The organism is Streptomyces sp. NPDC002276 (assembly GCF_053891435.1).
The window spans coordinates 152,497-169,408 of the sequence record NZ_JBSFCQ010000001.1 but is presented as its reverse complement, the minus strand read 5'-3'; the positions used below and the strand labels follow the sequence as shown (position 1 = coordinate 169,408).

Sequence of the window (16,912 nt, the reverse complement as noted above, 5' to 3'; positions counted from 1 at the left end):
CATGAGGCACGAGAGGCAGAAGCCATGAACGTCACAGAGCGGACACCGGCGACCGGTGGCCGGAGGGGACGCGGACGGCGGGCGGGCATCGATCTGGAGCGCATCATCGAGGCGGCCCGTTCCCTGGACACCCGCACACTGACCATGCAGGCCGTGGCCGACAAGCTCGGCGTCGACCGCAAGGCGGTCAACCATCACGTCAGCGACCGGGAGTCCCTGCTGAAGCTCCTGGCGCTCGACACCTTCGCGAAGGGGTCACCCGGCGTCGAGATCCCCGCGGACGCCTCGTGGCAGGAGGCGTGCCGGATCTACGCGACCGCCTTCACCGACCGCCTGATCGCCGCCGACGCCCTCGCCGAACACCTCATGCCGGACGACTCGCTCTACGCCCAGTTCGTCGAACCGGCCGAAGCCATCGCGAAACGGATGACGGAAGCGGGCTTCGACGACGAGGGCACGGTGCGCTGCCTCGCCCTGCTGACCAACCTCTGCTGGGCCTACGCCCGTGACGCCCTCTACGTGGCACACAGCGGCGAACGCCTCCGGCCCCGGCTCACCCGCGAGACCGTCGAAGGACGCGATCCCCAGGCGTTCGAGCACCTCGCCCGGATCGTCGAACGCGGCGTCGACACCTACGACAGAGCCCAACTCGACCTGAGCGTGGAGATCTTCCTTCGCGGAGCCGAAGCGGTCCTCCTGCACGGCGAGCCCGACGCGCGCTGACGCGGGCACGGAACCGCCACGCTGGTCGAGGACGCCGTCACCCGAGTCCTCTTCCGCACGGTCCGCCGTCCCGCTCTATTACGACAACTCCCGCGCCATGGGCCGCGCCACCGATGCCGCCACAGGGCTCGCCACCCTGGTGGACGGCGCGGGCAGGGCCAAGCTCCTCCACCACCCCCCGGGTCGCCGCGAGTTGGCGGACTCCGCCTTCGACGCGGGACGCCTCTCCCTCCTGGATCCGCAGGACACCCTGGGCGAAGCCTGGGCGCGGGTGCCGCACGCCGGCTCCCGACAACTGCCGAGCTGAGTCCGCCCGGTGATCGTCACCGTACGGTCGCCTCGACCCGCCGGGCGATGCCGAGCAGTCGGCCCACGCGCGCGGGGTGGCCGATGAGTTGCAGGCCCAGCGGCATGCCGTGCGGGTCACGGTGACCGGGGACGGTCACGACGGGCAGGCCGAGCAGCTGCCAGGGGCGGCTGAGGACAGGGGTGCCGGTGGAGCCCAGTCCGTGCGGGGCGGGTCCGGGGGCCGCCGGGCCCAGGATCACGTCGGCGTGGTCGAGGAGTTCGAGGATCCGGGTGCGGGCTTCGTGCCTGACGGCGAGTGCTGCCCGGTACTCGTCCACCGGCGTCTCGCGACCGCGTGCCAAGAGGTCGTTGAGGTGCCTGCTGAGGGATTCGGGATGCTCCGCCTCGGCCGCGAGCGAGCGGGCGGCCTCGTAGGCCATCACCGTGGCGTGCGTCTCGGCGAGTTCGGGCGTACGGACCCGTCCCGCGAGGTCGTCCGTCTCCGCGCCGTCGGCGGCCAGGGCCCGAACTGTGTTCCGCAGGGCGTCGAGCAACGCCGGGTCGATGTCGGCCAGTTCGGCGCCCGTCCACACCAACACCCGTACCGCGCCCGGGACTTCGGACCGGGAACCGTCGACGGCCCGCACGGCCACGGCCAGTTCGTCCACCCGTGAGGCCAGGAGTCCGGGTGCGTCCAGAGTCTCGCTGAGGCCGGTGATCCCGGTCGTCGGCCAGGCGCCGACCGGAGGGACGTATCCGGCGACACCGCAGAAGGAGGCGGGCCGGGTCAGTGAGCCCGCCGTCTGCGAACCGAGCGCGAGGGGCACCACTCCGGCCGCGACGGCGGCGGCCGAACCGCTGGACGAGCCGCCCGGGGTGTGGGTCGGGTCGTGCGGGTTGCGGGTGGGCCCCGGCTGGAAGTACGCGAACTCGGTCGTCACCGTCTTGCCGAGCGGGACGGCCCCCGCCAGCCGCAGCCGCTCCACGAGCCAGGCGTCGTGAACGGCGATCCGACCGCGCCGCAGCGGGGAACCGCACTCGGTCGGCAGCCCGGCGACATCGAAGATGTCCTTGACCCCGAACGGCACGCCCCTGAGCGGCCCGTCCGGTGCCCGCAGTGCGGCGGCGCGAGCGCCCTCGGCGTCCACGCGCACCCACGCGTGGATCTCCGGCTCGGTCCGCTCCAAGCGTCGTAGCGCATCCTCGACTGCGGTCATGAGCGGGTGCCTTCCGGTACGAGGGGGTCGGCGTCGAGGCGGTGGAAAGCGCGGTTGAAGTAGACGAGGCTCTGGCCGCCGGTGCGGGTGCGGATCTACTCGATGTCGACGAAGAGCACGCTGTGGGAGCCTACGGGGACCGTGTGCTTGATCGTGCCGACCGCCGTGACCAGGGCGTCCTTGAGGACGGGTACGTCGTGGCCGTGGTCCCAGATGTCCCAGGTGAAGCGTTCGGCCATGGGAATCCTGGTGGCTCCGGCGAAGTGCAGGGCGAGTTCCTGTTGGGCGCCGCCGAGCACGTTGACGCAGACCTTCCCGTTGTCGCGGAACACGTCGTGCATCGCGCTGCTGCGGTTGACGCAGACCAGGAGGGTCGGCGGTGTGTCGGTCACCGAGCAGACGGCGCTGACGGTGATCCCGCAGCGGCCGTTCGGGCCGTTCGTCGTCAGGATGTTCACGGCTGCCGGAAGGTGGGCCATCGCCTCCCGGAACTCGTTCTGGTCGGGGTTCACGGCGGTGCCGCTCCTTTCCTGCTTCGGCCCTCGCGGCGTCACGTTCGTCCGCCAGTAGGCCGTGCCCTCATCCGGCCTCCCGGCCGCCGGACAGACGGCGCCGCCACCAGAGGTCGGAACGCCACTGCCGCTCATCGGCGAACGGATCGGGCAGCGTCCGCTCGATGTACTTGACATCCAGGTCGCGCACCTGGCGCTCCAGCTGGGCGCGGGGCCGGGGAGGCAGCTGCCGCAAGACCTCCTCAAGCACGTCGCGGGCGTGCCGTACGTCGTCCAAGGAGCAGCCGCGGCACGAACACTCCGCGTCCTGCGGATACAGGGGGCGTCGTCCGGGGGACTGTAGAAACGCCCGATACCGCCGCAGCGCACCGTCGGTGGCACCGGGATTGACGTAGTAGTCGCCCGAGAACCGCTCCACTCGATGTATGGCGGCGTTGGTTTGGGCAGAGAGCCCGTGGATCCGCTCCGGGGGCAAGCCCCGAGCGACACGGAGGGACTGTTCGGCGCGCAACGCGCCGGGCCGCTTACGCGGCATGGACCTTTCGGTACATGGACATGACCACCATCATGCCAGCACCTACGGTCCGACGACGGCCTGGGCGTCCCAGCCCGTGACCTTCGCCGCCTCAAGGTCGATACTTTCAAAGTCAGCAGTACGTCAGCATCGACCCGCCCCAACCCGCTCCGACCAACAAAGACCAAGGTCAGAGACACATCTGCCAGTCTCGCCAGGAGGTACCCATGAAGATGCTGATCAACGTCGCGGAAACCGTGGTCACGGACGCGCTGCGGGGCATGGCTGCCGCCCACCCCGAGTTGACCGTGGACGTCGAGAACCGGGTGATCGTACGGCGGGACGCTCCCGTGGCCGGGCAGGTCGCGCTGGTTTCCGGTGGCGGGTCGGGTCACGAGCCGTTGCACGGCGGGTTCGTGGGTCCGGGGATGTTGTCAGCGGCCTGTCCCGGCGAGGTGTTCACCTCCCCCGTGCCCGACCAGATGGTGCGCGCCGCGGCGGCCGTGGACAGTGGGGCCGGGGTGCTGTTCATCGTGAAGAACTACACGGGGGACGTCCTCAACTTCGACATGGCGGCCGAGCTGGCCGAGGACGAGGGCATTCAGACCGCCAAGGTGCTGGTCAATGACGATGTGGCCGTCACCGACAGCCTCTACACCGCGGGGCGGCGCGGAACCGGCGCCACCCTGTTCGTGGAGAAGATCGCCGGTGCCGCCGCGGCCGAGGGGCAGCCGCTGGACCGGGTGACGGCGATCGCCCGGCAGGTCAACGAGAACTCGCGCAGTTTCGGCGTCGCGCTCAGCGCCTGCACCACCCCCGCCAAGGGCAGCCCCACCTTCGATCTGCCGCCGGGCGAGCTGGAGTTGGGCGTCGGCATCCACGGCGAGCCGGGCCGGGAGCGGCGGGCGATGATGACCTCCGGGGAGATCGCGGACTTCGCCGTGCACGCGATCCTGGAGGACATGCCGCCGAGCAATCCGGTGCTGGTGCTGGTCAACGGCATGGGCGCGACCCCGCTCCTGGAGCTGTACGGCTTCAACGCCGAGGTGCAGCGGGTGCTCGCCGAGCGCGGGGTCGCCGTCGCCCGCACACTGGTCGGCAACTACGTCACCTCCCTCGACATGGCGGGCGCCTCGGTCACCGTGTGCCAGATCGACGAGGAGCTGCTGCGGCTGTGGGACGCGCCGGTGAAGACGCCGGGGCTGCGCTGGGGCGTGTGACACGTCGGCGCGTTCGGCCAACTCACCCACCACGCAAGGAGATCCAGTGCTCGACGCCGACTTCTTCCGCCGTTGGATGACGGCGACCGCCGCCTCCGTCGCCCGCGAGGCGGGGCGGCTCACCGACCTCGACTCCCCCATCGGCGACGCCGACCACGGCGCGAACCTGCAACGCGGGTTCACCGCCGTGGCGGCCACCCTGGAGAAGGAGGCGCCGGACACCCCCGGCGCCGTCCTCACCCTCGCCGGGCGACAGCTCATCTCCACCGTCGGCGGCGCCTCGGGGCCGCTCTACGGCACGCTGCTGCGCCGTACCGGCAAGGCGCTCGGGGACGCCGCCGAGGTGAGCGAGGAGGAGTTCGCCCAGGCGCTCCGCACCGGAGTCGACGCGGTCATGACGCTCGGCGGTGCCGCGCCCGGCGACAAGACCATGATCGACGCGCTGGTCCCGGCGGTCGACGCGCTGCCGGAGGGTTTCGCCGCGGCGCGGGCCGCCGCCGAGGCGGGTGCCGTGGCCACCACTCCCCTCCAGGCCCACAAGGGCAGGGCCAGTTATCTCGGGGAGCGGAGCATCGGGCACCAGGACCCGGGCGCCACCTCGTCCGCGCTGCTGATCGCCGCGCTCCAGGAAGCCGCGGAGGCCGACGGTGAGTGACGAGCAGCTCGTCGGGATCGTGCTGGTGTCGCACAGCGCCCAAGTCGCCGCCTCCGTGGCCGAGTTGGCGCGGGGCCTCGCGGGCGGCGGCGCGGCCGTGCCGCTCGCTCCGGCCGGCGGCACCGAGGGCGGCGGGCTCGGCACCAGTTCCGAACTGATCGCCGCCGCTGCCGCGTCCGTCGACCGCGGCGCCGGGGTCGCCGTCCTCACCGACCTGGGCAGCGCCGTACTCACCGTGAAGGCCCTGCTCGCCGAGGGCGACGAACTCCCGCCCGGCACGCGCCTGTTGGACGCCCCGTTCGTCGAGGGCGCGGTGGCCGCGGTCGTCACGGCGTCGACGGGGGCGGACCTCGACGCGGTGGAGGCGGCGGCCGCGGACGCGTACACCTATCGAAAGGTGTGAGGCAGCACGTATCGGCAGGGGTGAGGCCCACGGCGGCGGTCGTCAGCTGCGTGGGCCCGGCGGGAGACGTGCCTACGACACCCCTTCCGCCGCGATGGCCAGCGCCGCGCGCAGCGTCTCCGCCACCTCGGCGTCCCCCGTCGCCGCGTCCGTCGCGGTTCCGGGCGGGCTCCACGCGAATCGTTCGACCGCCGCGCGCAGTGCCGCGTTGAGCATCGCCGCCTGGATCATGGGGCGCAGGTCGCCCGCGGGCAGGCCTGAGCGGTCGGCGAGTGCGCGGGCGAACGCCGGTTCCGCCTCGTCGTAGGTCTGGAGCCAGATCGCGCGCAGGCCCGGTTCGGTGCGGGTGAGGCGTACCAGGGCGCTGCCGGTGGCACCGTCGGGGCCAGTCGCGGCGAGCAGGCCGGTCGCGAGGTTCGGGGCGAACAGGTCCTGAAGGGGGAGGCCGGGCGGCCACTCCCGCAGCCGGGCGGCGATGACGTCGATACCGGCCGAGAACAGCGGTCGTACGCAGCTCTCCTTGCTCGGGAAGTAGCGCCACACCGTACGCGCGGAGACGCCGACCGCCTGGCCGATCTGCTCACCGGTGGTCGCCGCCACGCCCTGGGCGACGAACAGTTCCACTGCCGCCCGGGCGATCTCCAGCCGGATCTCGGCCTTGCGCGCCTCGGTGAGCGGCGGTCGTCCCGTGCGTCCGCTGGATGCGGTCATCAGTTCCCCTCCGGCTGCGGTCATGACGTGACCTCCGGGGATTCTGCACCATGATCCGCCCACGACTTTATGTCACTCGAAGACATTAAGTCGTATGGTGAGTGCACAACGGGCCCAGAGGCCTCGCACCACGAACAGGAGCACGTCATGACCAGTGGACTCGACGGACGCAGCGTCATCGTCACCGGAGCGGGTTCGGGCATCGGGCGCGCCGCCGCGCTCGCCTTCGCCGCGGAGGGCGCCAAGGTCGTGGTGGCCGACCTGAACGCCGACGGCGCCGAGACCGTCGTCAAGGAGATCGAGCAGGCGGGCGGTACGGCCGTCGCCGTCACGGGCGACCTGAGCGAGCAGGCGGTCGTCGACGAGGTGACCGCGACCGCCGTGGAGCGGTTCGGCGGGGTCGACGTCCTGGTGAACAACGCGGGGATCATGGACCGGATGTCGGCGCTGGCGGACGTGGCCGACGCGGAGTGGGAGCGGGTCATCCGGGTCAACCTGACCGCGCCCTTCCTGCTCACCCGGGCCGTGCTGCCGCACATGCTGGCGGCGGGCCGGGGCGCGATCGTGAACACCGCCTCGGAGGCCGGCTTCCGCGGCAGCGCGGCGGGCGCCGCCTACACGGCCTCCAAGCACGGGGTCGTCGGCCTGACGAAGTCCCTCGCGGTGATGTACCGCAAGCAGGGCATCCGCGCCAATGCCATCGCCCCGGGCGGTACGGCGACCAACATCTCCGTGGACGCCGACCGGACCGCCCTCGGCCCGGCAGCGCTCGGCCCGCACTTCGTCAACGTCGGCCGCGTGGCCCAGCCCGAGGAGCAAGCCGCCGCGATCGTGTTCCTCGCCTCGGACGCGGCGAGCAACATCAACGGCGTGATCCTGCCGGTCGACGACGGCTGGTCGGCGGTCTGACCCCGCCGGCCACCCGATGCCCTACGGCGCCGGCCGCTCCACCGCGCCCCGCACGAAGAGCCGCGCCAGCCGCTGCCCCTGCTCCACAGCGGCGGCGTGGTCCTCGATGGGCTTCACCCGTGAGTCCTTGAACACGATGTAGGTGACCCCGGTGTCCGTCCCGCCGCCGCGCGGATCGGCGCGGATGCCGAGGGCCTTGGCCGTGGCGTACGAGGCCTCGCCGATGATGTCGTGCGGGCCGACGTCTCCCACGACGGCGTACTGCACCCGGTCCCGGTAGACGACGGCCGCGACCGAACCGCCGCCGACCCCGTGGTCCCGGTGGTTCCAGAGGGTGCTGGCGGCCGGGACCACGATGTAGGGGAGCCGCTCGGCGTCCAGATAGCGGCCGTCGGACTGCTGGTAGGCAGTCATGGCCGAGAACAGCGGATCGGTGCGCGCGTTGCAGCGGGTGCCGACCTGCCCGTCGCAGTCGATGTCCATGTCGGCCTTCCAGTAGACGGCCTCCTTGGTGCCGCAGACCGGGATCGACGCGGGTTCTCCGTCGTCGGTGCGGTACCGGCCGCGCGAGACGGGGGCGCAGTCACGCACCTTGGCCAGCAGGTCGGCCGCCGCGACGTCGCCCTCGCGCAGCGCCGCAGGACCCGCTTGGGGTCGGGCGAACGCGGCGGGTGAGGCGGGCAGCGTGGTCGGGGCGAGCAGGGCGGCGCCGACCGCGACCAGCGTCAGCGTCTGGACACGCACGATGAGGACCCTCTCCTGGGGGATCTGACGGACACTCAGCCCACCCTGGTACCGGTCCGATCACGCGGCCACTGATAGGGGGCCGGACGGTGCACGCCCCCGGATCCCGGCCGGTCCCGGTCACTCCCGACGCGGCAGGCCGCTGAATCCCAGGTCGCTCCCGACGGGGGCCGGGGGCCGGAGCCATGTCGGCTCCGGCCGCCCGACCGCCCGCGCCGGCGCGGGATCAGCGACGACAGCGGTCCGCGCCACCGGCATGAACTCCCCACTCACAGGGGTGAGTTCAGCCGTGAGGAACTCAGCATACGTAACCTTCGCGACCGATCTTCAACGGCGCCCCTCTTGCTGCGATTGCCCCACCCGCGCCATATTGGTCCGGACCTTTCAGCTCGTGTGATGCCCGTGCAATGCCGGGGAGGCAGAATCGTGCGACGCGTCCGGGCCACCCTCGCTCTCCCCCGTGCCGCCCTCACCTGCGCCGCGCTCCTGCTGCTCGCCTCCTGCGGGACGGTTGGTGACACGGACGGTCACGCGCCCGGCGCCCCGGTCGGCGTCACGGCCGCGGCGGGGAGTGCGACCAGCGTGCACGTCATGTGGGACGCGGTGACGGCGAGCCCGGCCGTCGGCACCTACGAGATATATCGGGGCACCACGAAAGTGAAGGAAGTACCGGGTTCCGAGCACATGGTGGACGTCACCAGGCTCAAGCCCGCGACTGTGTATGCCTTCACCGTGCGGGCCCGGGACACCGACGGCCGCCTGGGACCGCGCAGCCGCGAGGTGAGGGCACGGATGCCGGTCGCCGTCGCGGCGGACCACTCGGCACCCACCCGCCCGAGCGCACCGCAGGGCCGGGTCATCGGCAGCCGGGCGGTCCAACTGTCCTGGGGCGGCTCCAAGGACGACCGGAGTGTGGTGTCGTACGACATCTACCAGGGCGGGACGAAGATCCACAGTGTGGGCGGCGCACAGACGGCAACGGTGGTCACAGGGCTGCGGCCCGGCACGCGCTACTCCTTCACCGTGCGGGCCCGGGACGCCGCCGACAACCTCTCGCCCGCGAGCACGGCCGTCCCGCTGACCACGGCACCGGGCAACGACGACGGGCAGGGCACCGCCCCCACCGACTTCAGCGCGAAGACACACAGGGGCGACGACGGGGCGTACTACATCGACCTGTCCTGGGTGCCGCCACGCACGGACGGGGTGGTCACGGAGTACCAGATCCACCTCGACGGACAGCCGGCCACCTCACTGGTCTGGGGCGGGACCGCGCCGCGCGGCCGGGCGACATACAGCTTCTACGTGGGCCGGGAGGCCGGGGACAGCCATCGGGTACGGCTCAGGGCGCGACTGCCGGACGGTACGTGGGGAGGGTTCTCGGCGGAGCTGACGGTGACGACCGGCGAGACCGCGCCGTAGGAGCCACACCCCTGAGCCGGACGAAGGAATCCGTCACCTGCCCGGTCGCCGTCCGGGTGCGGGACGGGCCGGGGGCGCGTTGGCTTCCTTGGAGGCAGCACGGCCGTTTCCCGATCCCGGCGGCGCAAGGGATGTTCCGCCAACCGTGCCGTTGGAGGGCAGTCCCATGCGCACTTCTCAGCTACTACTCCGCTCCGGCCTGACCGTGACAGCCGCCGCCGCTCTTCCCCTCGCCCTGACCGCCGGCCCCGCCGGCGCGGCTTCGGGGATCTCCGTGAGCACGACCGGGACCACCGTCTCGGTCACGACCAGCTCGTGTTCCCAGAACCGCACCACCGGCGTCTGGGGCACCGGCTCACTGCTCACCAGCAGTCAGGCGAGCTTCGCCGAGGGGCGGAAGGCGACCCTGGCGGGCACCACCATCAGCCAGTCCACCGCCTGGACGAGCGTCACTCCGGGCACCTACACCGTCATCGTCATGTGCCAGAACGCCACTACGCCCGCGGGCACCCAGACCGTGATCGTCTCCGCCGCGGCGACCCCCAGGGTCACCGCGACGGCCTCGCCCTCACGCGGTGTCATGGGCGGGCTCGGCGGGGCCACGAAGGACTACGGCCCGCTCACCCTGGGAGTCGGCGCGGGCCTGGTGGGAACCGGCGTCATCGCGACGGCCTGGTTCCTGCGCAGACGCGCGAAGCCCTACCGACTCTGACCGTTCCCACGCCTCCACGGTCGAGGGGCCGCCCGGTCGTCGGGCGGCCCCTCCCCCATGTCCCTCTCCATGTCCTACGGCAACTCGGCGAACTCCTCGATCGCGTGCGTGAGCCACTGCGTCCAGAAGGTCTCCAGGTCGATGCCGGCGCGCAGCACGAGGTGCCGCAGTCGGTCCTGGGGGCTGTCCCTGTCGGGCGGGAAGTCGTGCTTCTCGATCTCCTCGTACTCCGTCAACTGCCGTCGGTGCAGGTCGAGATGGCGGCGCAGGTCGGCCTCGATGCCGTCCGTGCCGACCACCGCCGCCGCGCGCAGTCGCAGCAGCATCGTGTCGCGCGGCGGCTTGGGGTCCTGGGCGGACGCGGTCCAGCGGGCCAGTTCGGCGCGGCCCGCGGGCAGCACCTCGTAGCTCTTCTTCTGGCCGCGGGCCGGCTGCTCGGGCGTGAGCGCCCGGATCTGGCCCTCGGCCTCCAGTCTTCCCAGCTCGCGATAGATCTGCTGGTGCGTGGCGGACCAGAAGTAGCCGATCGACTTGTCGAAGCGCCGGGTCAGCTCCAGCCCCGAGGACGGCTTCTCCAGAAGGGCGGTGAGGATCGCGTGCGGGAGTGACATGGGGTCATCCTAGGGACGGCTCTCAGAGTGCGGCGGCGACCTCGGTGCCCTGCTTGATGGCCCGTTTGGCGTCCAGTTCGGCGGCCACGTCGGCACCGCCGATCAGGTGCACGCTCCGTCCGGCGGCGGCCAGTTGGTCGTAGAGGTCGCGGCGCGGGTCCTGTCCGGTGCACAGCACGATCGTGTCGACGGCGAGGACCGTGCTCTCCTCGCCCACGGTGACATGCAGTCCGGCGTCGTCGATCAGGTCGTACCGGACGCCCGGGACCATGGTGACGCCCCGGTGTTTGAGTTCGGCGCGGTGGATCCAGCCGGTGGTCTTGCCGAGTCCGGCGCCGACCTTGGTCTCCTTGCGCTGGAGGAGGTGGACGCTGCGCGGCGGGGCGGGCCGTTCGGGCGCGGCGAGGCCGCCGGGGGCCGCGTAGTCCATGTCGACGCCCCAGGCGCGGAAGTACGTCTCCGGGTCCTCGCTCGCCTTGTCGCCGCCGTCCGTGAGGAACTCGGCGACGTCGAAGCCGATGCCGCCCGCGCCGAGGATCGCGACGCGCTCGCCGACGGGGACTCGGTCGCGCAGGACGTCGAGGTAGCCGACGACGCTAGGGTGGTCGACGCCGGGGATGTCGGGGGTGCGCGGGGTGACTCCGGTGGCGACGACGATCTCGTCGTGGTCCGCCAAGTCACCTGCCGCCACAGGGGTGTTGAGGCGTACGTCCACGCCGTGCTCGTCGAGCAGGGTGCGGAAGTAGCGCAGTGTCTCGTCGAACTCCTGCTTGCCCGGGACCTGTCGGGCGACGTTGAGCTGGCCGCCGATCTCGGCGGCGGCGTCGTACAACGTGACCTCGTGGCCGCGCTCGGCGGCGCTCACCGCGCACGCGAGTCCCGCCGGGCCCGCGCCGACGACCGCGACGCGTTTGCGCAACCGCGTTGGCGCGAGGACGAGTTCGGTCTCGTGGCAGGCGCGCGGGTTGACCAGGCAGGAGGTGATCTTCCCGCTGAAGGTGTGGTCGAGGCAGGCCTGGTTGCAGCCGATGCAGGTGTTGATGGCGTCGGAGCGGCCGGCGGCGGCCTTGGCGACGAAGTCCGGGTCGGCGAGCATCGGGCGGGCCATCGACACCATGTCGGCGTACCCGTCGGCGAGCAACCGCTCGGCCAGTTCAGGGGTATTGATGCGGTTGGTGGTCACGAGGGGGATGGACACCGCGCCCATCAGCTTCTTGGTCACCCAGGTGTACGCGCCGCGCGGCACCGAGGTGGCGATGGTGGGGATGCGGGCCTCGTGCCAGCCGATGCCGGTGTTGATGATGGTCGCCCCGGCGGCCTCAACCGCCTTGGCCAGGCTGATGACTTCGTCGAGTGTGGAGCCGCCCGGGACGAGGTCGAGCATCGACAGCCGGTAGACGATGATGAAGTCCGCGCCGACCGCCTCGCGCACCCGGCGCACGATCTCGACGGGGAAGCGCGTGCGGTTCTCGTAGGAGCCGCCCCAGCGGTCGTCGCGGTGGTTGGTCTGGGCGGCGATGAACTCGTTGATGAGGTAGCCCTCGGAGCCCATGATCTCGACGCCGTCGTAGCCGGCCTGCCGGGCGAGGCGGGCCGTGCGGACGTAGTCCTCGATGGTCTGCTCGACCTCGGCGTCGGTGAGCGCGCGGGGCGCGAAGGGGCTGATCGGCGCCTGCACGGCACTCGGCGCGACGAGGTCCTGGTGGTAGGCGTACCGCCCGAAGTGCAGGATCTGCATGGCGATCCGGCCGCCCTCTCCGTGCACGGCGGCGGTGATCCCGGCGTGCTGGGCGGCCTCGGCCTCGGTGGTCAGCTTGGCGCCGCCCTCGTAGGGCCGACCGGCCTCGTTGGGCGCGATGCCGCCGGTGACGATCAGGCCGACACCGCCCCGCGCGCGTGCCGCGTAGAACTCCGCCATGCGCTCGAACCCGCGCTCGGCCTCTTCCAGGCCTATGTGCATGGAGCCCATGAGGACACGGTTGGGCAGTGTGGTGAAGCCCAGGTCAAGGGGGTTCAGCAGGTGCGGGTAACGGCTCATCGGGCCCTCCGTGCGCGGTGTCGTGCCTCTTTTGTAGAGGACGGGACGAGGTTTGTGCAACTAGTTGCACAAAGGCCCGGCAGGCCTGCTCCCCCCGGATTCACAGGGAGATTCACAGGGAGCCGTTACCTGTTCCTTATCGGGAGGAGTCGAGAATCACAGGGAGGCGTGCCGCGGGATGCCGGGCGCCCGGGCCGAGGGAGCGAGCCGTGACGCACGACCCTGAACACGACGACCACAGCGCCGGGGCGATACCGCCGATGCCGGACCACGCACCCGAGTGGGAGGTGCTCACCGGACCCGGCGGGGCCGAGCGGGAGCACGGTCTCGACCGGCTGTGGCGGCAGCGTTCGAAGCGGGCCCGGGCGGTGATCGCCGCGGTCACCGTGGGCGTGCTCGCGCTGGGCGGCAGCGTCGCCTACGCGGCGACCTCCGGCGGTTCGGGCAGCGACGCGATTCCCGCCGCGGCCGGGTCCTCCGCCCCGTCCGGTTCGCCGTCGCCCGGCGGGCCCGGCTTCCGGCACGGGGGCGGCATGTGGTTCGGGTTCGGCGTCGGCGGCAAGGCCGTGCACGGCGAGGCGACGGTCAAGGACGACTCCACCGGCAAGTGGGTCGTACGGATCTGGCAGCGCGGGACGGTCACGAAGGTGGACGGCGACCAGGTCACCGTCAAGAGCGACGACGGGACCTCGTGGACCTGGACCGTGGCTTCCGACGCCACGGCCCAGAACTCCGCCGCCCTCAAGAAGGGCGACACCGCCTCCCTGATCGGCACCCGTTCCGACAGCGGCACCAGGACCGCCGACCGGGCCTTCACGGGCACCTTCGACCGCAAGGGCCAAGGCCAGGGCGGACCGGGCGGGTTCCAGGGCGGCCACGGCCCGTGGGGACGCGGCGGCCCGAGCGGTGCGCCTTCGCCCAGCCCGTCCGGCAGTGGCGCTACGACCTGACCGCGCCGGCCGGCCCGACACCGATCACGACGTTGGCGTACGACTCCTCGGAGTAGGCCGACCGCGTGTCCAGACCCGCGCTCCTGAACACCTCGACCGCTGCCGGGAGTTGACGCTCACTGGTCTCGACGAGCAGACAGCCGCCGGGGGCCAGCCAGTCGAGGGCGCCCGCGGCGACCTCGCGGAGTATGTCGAGGCCGTCCGTGCCGCCGTCGAGGGCGACCAGCGGCTCGTGCTCGCGGGCCTCCGCGGGCAGCAGGCCGACCTCGTCGCTGGGGACGTAGGGCACGTTGGCCGCGAGGATGTCGACGCGTCCGCGCAACTCGCCGGGCAGCGCGGCGAACAGGTCGCCCGTGTGGACGTGTCCGCCGAAGGCGGCGACATTGCGGCGGGCGCAGCGTGTGGCGGCGGGGTCGATGTCGGCGGCGTGCAGTTCGACCCGGCCGAGGGCGGCGGCCAGCGCCGCGCCGACCGCGCCGGAACCGCAGCACAGGTCCACGACGACGGACGCGTCCGGGGCGTGGGCGAGGGCCTGCTCGACGAGGAACTCGGTACGGCGGCGGGGCACGAACACGCCGGGTTCCACTGTGATGTGCAGGCCCCTGAACTCGGCGTGGCCGACGACGAGTTCGAGAGGGAGGCCCTCGACGCGGCGGTCCACCATGGCGGCGACCTCCTCCGGGGTGCGGGCGGCGGAGAGGATCAGCCGCGCCTCGTCCTCGGCGAAGACACAGCCCGCGGCACGGAGCGCGGCGACGACGGAGGCGGGGGAAGCGGGAGAAGCGGGGGAAAGAGGAGGCATGGAAGCCGAGAGCCTTTCGGAAGGTGGCCGAAGGGCGCTCTCGCGGTCACCTGTTACCGGTGAGCCGAGCCGTCCTGAGGTGAGAGCACCCGGCATGACACAGCGGAAATGGGTCTCACCTCCCAGGAGTTCAGGGTCGCGGACGTCCGCGACGGAGCGCAACAGTACCCGAAGCACAGGACCGGCGAGGAGCCGGGCCCCCACTGAGTTGTACTGTGCAACCACGACGACGAAGGAGACGCAGTGCGAACGGACCGGGCCGTGGAGACCATCCAGCGCGAGATGACCGCCTTCGCGCGGCGCGCCCGGGCGTCGGCGGGCCGGCTGCACCCCGAGCTGACCCTGGTGTCGTACACCCTGCTGAGTCATCTGGAGGAGCGCGACGGCCGCCGGGCCACCGACCTGGCCGCGCACTACGCCCTCGACAAGTCCACCGTCAGCCGGCAGGTCACCGCCCTGGAGCGGACCGGCCTCATCGAACGGCGTCCCGATACCGAGGACCACCGCGTCCAGGTCCTGCATCTGACCGACGCCGGCCGCCGGATCCTCGCCCAGGTCACCGAGAACCGCCAGGCCGCCTTCCGTGAGCGGCTGGCGGACTGGCCGGAGGAGGATCTGCGGCGGTTCGCCGGCTATCTGGAGCGCTACAACGCGTGGCCGGGCAAGGCTCCCGCCGAGGAGAAGTGAGGGGTCGGTCCTACGACACCCCGACGGTCCGGGGCTCGGTCAGGTGCTCCGGTGCCCGTGCCGCGAGGAACGCGGTGTGAAGGCGCAGCCGGAAGCCGAGGGACTCGTACAGCCGTATCGCGGTGGCGTTGCCCGCGCCGGTGTGCAGGAACGGGGTCTCGCCGCGTTCGCGGATGCCGAAGGCGACGGCCCGGATCAGACGGCTCGCGAGTCCCTCGCCGCGGGCGGCGGGGTCGGTGCAGACGGCGCTGATCTCGGTCCAGCCGGGCGGGTGAAGACGCTCGCCCGCCATGGCGACGAGGGCGCCGTCGCGGCGGATGCCCAGGTAGGTGCCGAGTTCCACGGTTCGGGGCAGGAAGGGGCCGGGCTTGGTCCGCTCCACCAGATCGAGCATCTCGGGGACGTCGGCAGGACCGAGGATGATCGCCTCGGGGTCCGGTGCGGCGGTCATCCCGTCGTCCACCATCTGCACACCGTCGATGTCGAAGGTGATCTCCCAGTCGTCCGGTACCCGGCCCCGGAAGCCCAGCAGCGGGATCTCCGCGCCGGGCCCGGCGAGCGCGGCGACGTCCGCCCAGTCGTCGGCGTCGGGCTCGTCGGGCAGGGCCAGCCAGGGGGTCACGTCGACCGGGTAGCGCAGGACCCGGCCGCGCCGCTCGGCGAAGTGGGCGTGCGGGCCGGTGAGGGCGGCGCGGGCGGGGTTGTCGAGGACGCGTTCGTCGGACGTGCTCATGCGGTGACCTCGATCACGATCTTGCCGCGCGTGTGACCGTCCTCGACGGTGCGCAGGGCCTCGCCCGCCCGATCGAGCGGGAAGGTCCGCGTGACGTGCGGATCCAGTTGGCCTTTCACCACGAGCTGTGCGACCTCGTCGAGGACGGCCGCGGTGCGGGCGCGCTCGACGCGGGCGCCGCCGAGCTTCTCGACCTCGGGGGCGGGGGCCCCGGCGGTGACCAGCTTCGCGGGGTCGGCGAGCAGGGTCGCGGCCTCGGCGAGCACCTCGCCGCCGACGAGGTCGTAGACGCCGTCGACGCCGTCGGGGGCGACCGCTCGTACCCGTACGGCCAGGTCGGGTCCGGACGGGACGTGGACCGCGCCCAGCGACTCCACGAAGTCCTTCTTGCCCTCGCTCGCCACGCCCACGGCACGCAGTCCGAGGGCCCGGGCGATCTGTACGGCCGCGGAGCCGACGCCGCCGCCCGCGCCGGTGACCAGCACGGTCGCGCCGGCGGGCAGGTCGAGCTGGCGGACGCCGTCGTAGGCGGTCGCCGCGGCGACGGGCAGGGTGGCGGCGTCCTGGAAGGACAGCTCCGCGGGCTTGTGCGCGGTGACCGTCGCGGGCAGCAGGGCGTACTCGGCGTAACCACCGGCCACCGTGTTGCCGAAGACCTCGTCGCCGACGGCGAAGCCGTCCACATCGGCGCCGATCTCCTCGACGACGCCGGAGACCTCGTTGCCGAAGACCGCGGGGAACGTGCGGGTGTCCGTCTCGCCGGGCCGCCGGTAGCCGGTGCGCAGCTTCCAGTCGACCGGGTTCACCCCGGCCGCGCGCACCGCGACAAGGACTTCACCGGGACCGGGACTCGGCCGGTCGACCTCTACGAGCGCCTCCGTCTCAGGTCCCCCGTAACGCGTGAAGACGTATGCCTTCGGCATCTGCTCCCTCACTCTCCTTCGCAGTCACCACATCGCCGGCACTCAAGACCAAGGTCGGCCACCGGGCGGCTATTCCCCGGAGCCCGGAGAGTTCATACGGCCGCAATGATCGGCGGTACCCCTCGGACCTGGGCATAC

At 72.1% G+C, this 16,912-nt stretch carries 20 protein-coding genes; 10 read left to right on the top strand and 10 right to left on the bottom strand.

Annotated features, from left to right (window positions below):
* Positions 1-24 precede the first annotated feature (24 nt).
* The gene (locus ACWIHT_RS00825; RefSeq protein WP_456162968.1) at positions 25-723 is read left to right on the top strand and encodes a hypothetical protein; all 699 of its coding nucleotides are present in this window, start codon (positions 25-27) and stop codon (positions 721-723) included.
* 97 nt (positions 724-820) lie between these two features.
* On the top strand, positions 821-1,030 hold the full coding sequence (locus ACWIHT_RS00820) for a hypothetical protein (protein ID WP_456162966.1): 210 nt from the start codon (positions 821-823) through the stop codon (positions 1,028-1,030).
* 16 nt (positions 1,031-1,046) lie between these two features.
* Here the strand turns inward: ACWIHT_RS00820 and ACWIHT_RS00815 are convergent, their stop codons facing one another.
* From ACWIHT_RS00815 to ACWIHT_RS00805, 3 genes are all read right to left on the bottom strand, one after another.
* Complete coding sequence (locus ACWIHT_RS00815; RefSeq protein ID WP_456162964.1) at positions 1,047-2,228, bottom strand: amidase; 1,182 nt, start codon at positions 2,226-2,228, stop codon at positions 1,047-1,049.
* Positions 2,229-2,323: 95 nt separating this feature from the next.
* Entirely contained in the window at positions 2,324-2,740 is a 417-nt protein-coding gene (locus ACWIHT_RS00810) for a flavin reductase (protein WP_456162962.1), read from the bottom strand.
* Between the two features lie 67 nt (positions 2,741-2,807).
* The gene (locus ACWIHT_RS00805; RefSeq protein WP_456162960.1) at positions 2,808-3,158 is read right to left on the bottom strand and encodes a hypothetical protein; all 351 of its coding nucleotides are present in this window, start codon (positions 3,156-3,158) and stop codon (positions 2,808-2,810) included.
* 323 nt (positions 3,159-3,481) lie between these two features.
* Between ACWIHT_RS00805 and dhaK the strand changes: the two genes are divergently transcribed.
* From dhaK to ACWIHT_RS00790, 3 genes are read left to right on the top strand one after another with little or no spacing between them, the layout of a single operon-like run.
* On the top strand, positions 3,482-4,474 hold the full coding sequence (gene dhaK / locus ACWIHT_RS00800) for a dihydroxyacetone kinase subunit DhaK (protein WP_456162958.1): 993 nt from the start codon (positions 3,482-3,484) through the stop codon (positions 4,472-4,474).
* A gap of 46 nt (positions 4,475-4,520) precedes the next feature.
* On the top strand, positions 4,521-5,129 hold the full coding sequence (gene dhaL / locus ACWIHT_RS00795) for a dihydroxyacetone kinase subunit DhaL (RefSeq protein ID WP_456162956.1): 609 nt from the start codon (positions 4,521-4,523) through the stop codon (positions 5,127-5,129).
* Positions 5,122-5,532, top strand: coding sequence for a PTS-dependent dihydroxyacetone kinase phosphotransferase subunit DhaM (locus tag ACWIHT_RS00790; protein WP_456162954.1), 411 nt, complete (start codon positions 5,122-5,124; stop codon positions 5,530-5,532). The genes dhaL and ACWIHT_RS00790 overlap by 8 nt, the downstream gene beginning before the upstream one ends.
* A 72-nt stretch (positions 5,533-5,604) precedes the next feature.
* On the opposite strand, the gene ACWIHT_RS00785 is transcribed toward ACWIHT_RS00790, so the two are convergent.
* A complete protein-coding gene (locus ACWIHT_RS00785; protein WP_456162952.1) occupies positions 5,605-6,243 on the bottom strand; it encodes a TetR/AcrR family transcriptional regulator in 639 nt (212 codons plus the stop codon).
* A gap of 147 nt (positions 6,244-6,390) precedes the next feature.
* On the opposite strand from ACWIHT_RS00785, the gene ACWIHT_RS00780 reads away from it, so the two are divergent.
* Positions 6,391-7,152 (top strand): SDR family NAD(P)-dependent oxidoreductase, encoded by a 762-nt coding sequence (locus ACWIHT_RS00780; RefSeq protein ID WP_456162950.1) that lies wholly within the window; start codon positions 6,391-6,393, stop codon positions 7,150-7,152.
* A 21-nt stretch (positions 7,153-7,173) separates the two neighbouring features.
* Here ACWIHT_RS00780 and ACWIHT_RS00775 read toward each other — a convergent pair whose 3' ends face one another.
* Entirely contained in the window at positions 7,174-7,896 is a 723-nt protein-coding gene (locus tag ACWIHT_RS00775) for a glycoside hydrolase family 75 protein (RefSeq protein WP_456162948.1), read from the bottom strand.
* Between the two features lie 426 nt (positions 7,897-8,322).
* Here ACWIHT_RS00775 and ACWIHT_RS00770 point away from each other — a divergent pair, with 426 nt between their 5' ends.
* Together ACWIHT_RS00770 and ACWIHT_RS00765 are read left to right on the top strand one after the other, a co-directional pair.
* Positions 8,323-9,318 carry a fibronectin type III domain-containing protein gene (locus ACWIHT_RS00770; protein ID WP_456162946.1) on the top strand — a complete coding sequence of 332 codons (996 nt, stop codon included), beginning with the start codon at positions 8,323-8,325 and terminating at the stop codon, positions 9,316-9,318.
* 166 nt (positions 9,319-9,484) lie between these two features.
* On the top strand, positions 9,485-10,030 hold the full coding sequence (locus ACWIHT_RS00765; protein ID WP_456162944.1) for a hypothetical protein: 546 nt from the start codon (positions 9,485-9,487) through the stop codon (positions 10,028-10,030).
* Between the two features lie 74 nt (positions 10,031-10,104).
* On the opposite strand, the gene ACWIHT_RS00760 is transcribed toward ACWIHT_RS00765, so the two are convergent.
* Both ACWIHT_RS00760 and ACWIHT_RS00755 read right to left on the bottom strand, forming a co-directional pair.
* Positions 10,105-10,641 carry a PadR family transcriptional regulator gene (locus tag ACWIHT_RS00760; RefSeq protein ID WP_456162942.1) on the bottom strand — a complete coding sequence of 179 codons (537 nt, stop codon included), beginning with the start codon at positions 10,639-10,641 and terminating at the stop codon, positions 10,105-10,107.
* A 22-nt stretch (positions 10,642-10,663) separates the two neighbouring features.
* Positions 10,664-12,679 (bottom strand): oxidoreductase, encoded by a 2,016-nt coding sequence (locus ACWIHT_RS00755; RefSeq protein ID WP_456162940.1) that lies wholly within the window; start codon positions 12,677-12,679, stop codon positions 10,664-10,666.
* Positions 12,680-12,888: 209 nt separating this feature from the next.
* Between ACWIHT_RS00755 and ACWIHT_RS00750 the strand changes: the two genes are divergently transcribed.
* Positions 12,889-13,629 (top strand): hypothetical protein, encoded by a 741-nt coding sequence (locus ACWIHT_RS00750; protein WP_456162938.1) that lies wholly within the window; start codon positions 12,889-12,891, stop codon positions 13,627-13,629.
* On the opposite strand, the gene ACWIHT_RS00745 is transcribed toward ACWIHT_RS00750, so the two are convergent.
* A complete protein-coding gene (locus tag ACWIHT_RS00745) occupies positions 13,619-14,431 on the bottom strand; it encodes a putative protein N(5)-glutamine methyltransferase (RefSeq protein WP_456162936.1) in 813 nt (270 codons plus the stop codon). The genes ACWIHT_RS00750 and ACWIHT_RS00745 overlap by 11 nt on opposite strands.
* Positions 14,432-14,713: 282 nt before the next feature.
* Between ACWIHT_RS00745 and ACWIHT_RS00740 the strand changes: the two genes are divergently transcribed.
* Positions 14,714-15,118 carry a MarR family winged helix-turn-helix transcriptional regulator gene (locus ACWIHT_RS00740; protein WP_456164536.1) on the top strand — a complete coding sequence of 135 codons (405 nt, stop codon included), beginning with the start codon at positions 14,714-14,716 and terminating at the stop codon, positions 15,116-15,118.
* A 10-nt stretch (positions 15,119-15,128) separates the two neighbouring features.
* Here the strand turns inward: ACWIHT_RS00740 and ACWIHT_RS00735 are convergent, their stop codons facing one another.
* Both ACWIHT_RS00735 and ACWIHT_RS00730 read right to left on the bottom strand, forming a co-directional pair.
* On the bottom strand, positions 15,129-15,851 hold the full coding sequence (locus ACWIHT_RS00735) for a GNAT family N-acetyltransferase (RefSeq protein WP_456162934.1): 723 nt from the start codon (positions 15,849-15,851) through the stop codon (positions 15,129-15,131).
* On the bottom strand, positions 15,848-16,774 hold the full coding sequence (locus ACWIHT_RS00730; RefSeq protein WP_456162932.1) for an NADP-dependent oxidoreductase: 927 nt from the start codon (positions 16,772-16,774) through the stop codon (positions 15,848-15,850). Before ACWIHT_RS00730 ends, ACWIHT_RS00735 begins: the two co-directional genes overlap by 4 nt.
* Positions 16,775-16,912: the final 138 nt, after the last annotated feature.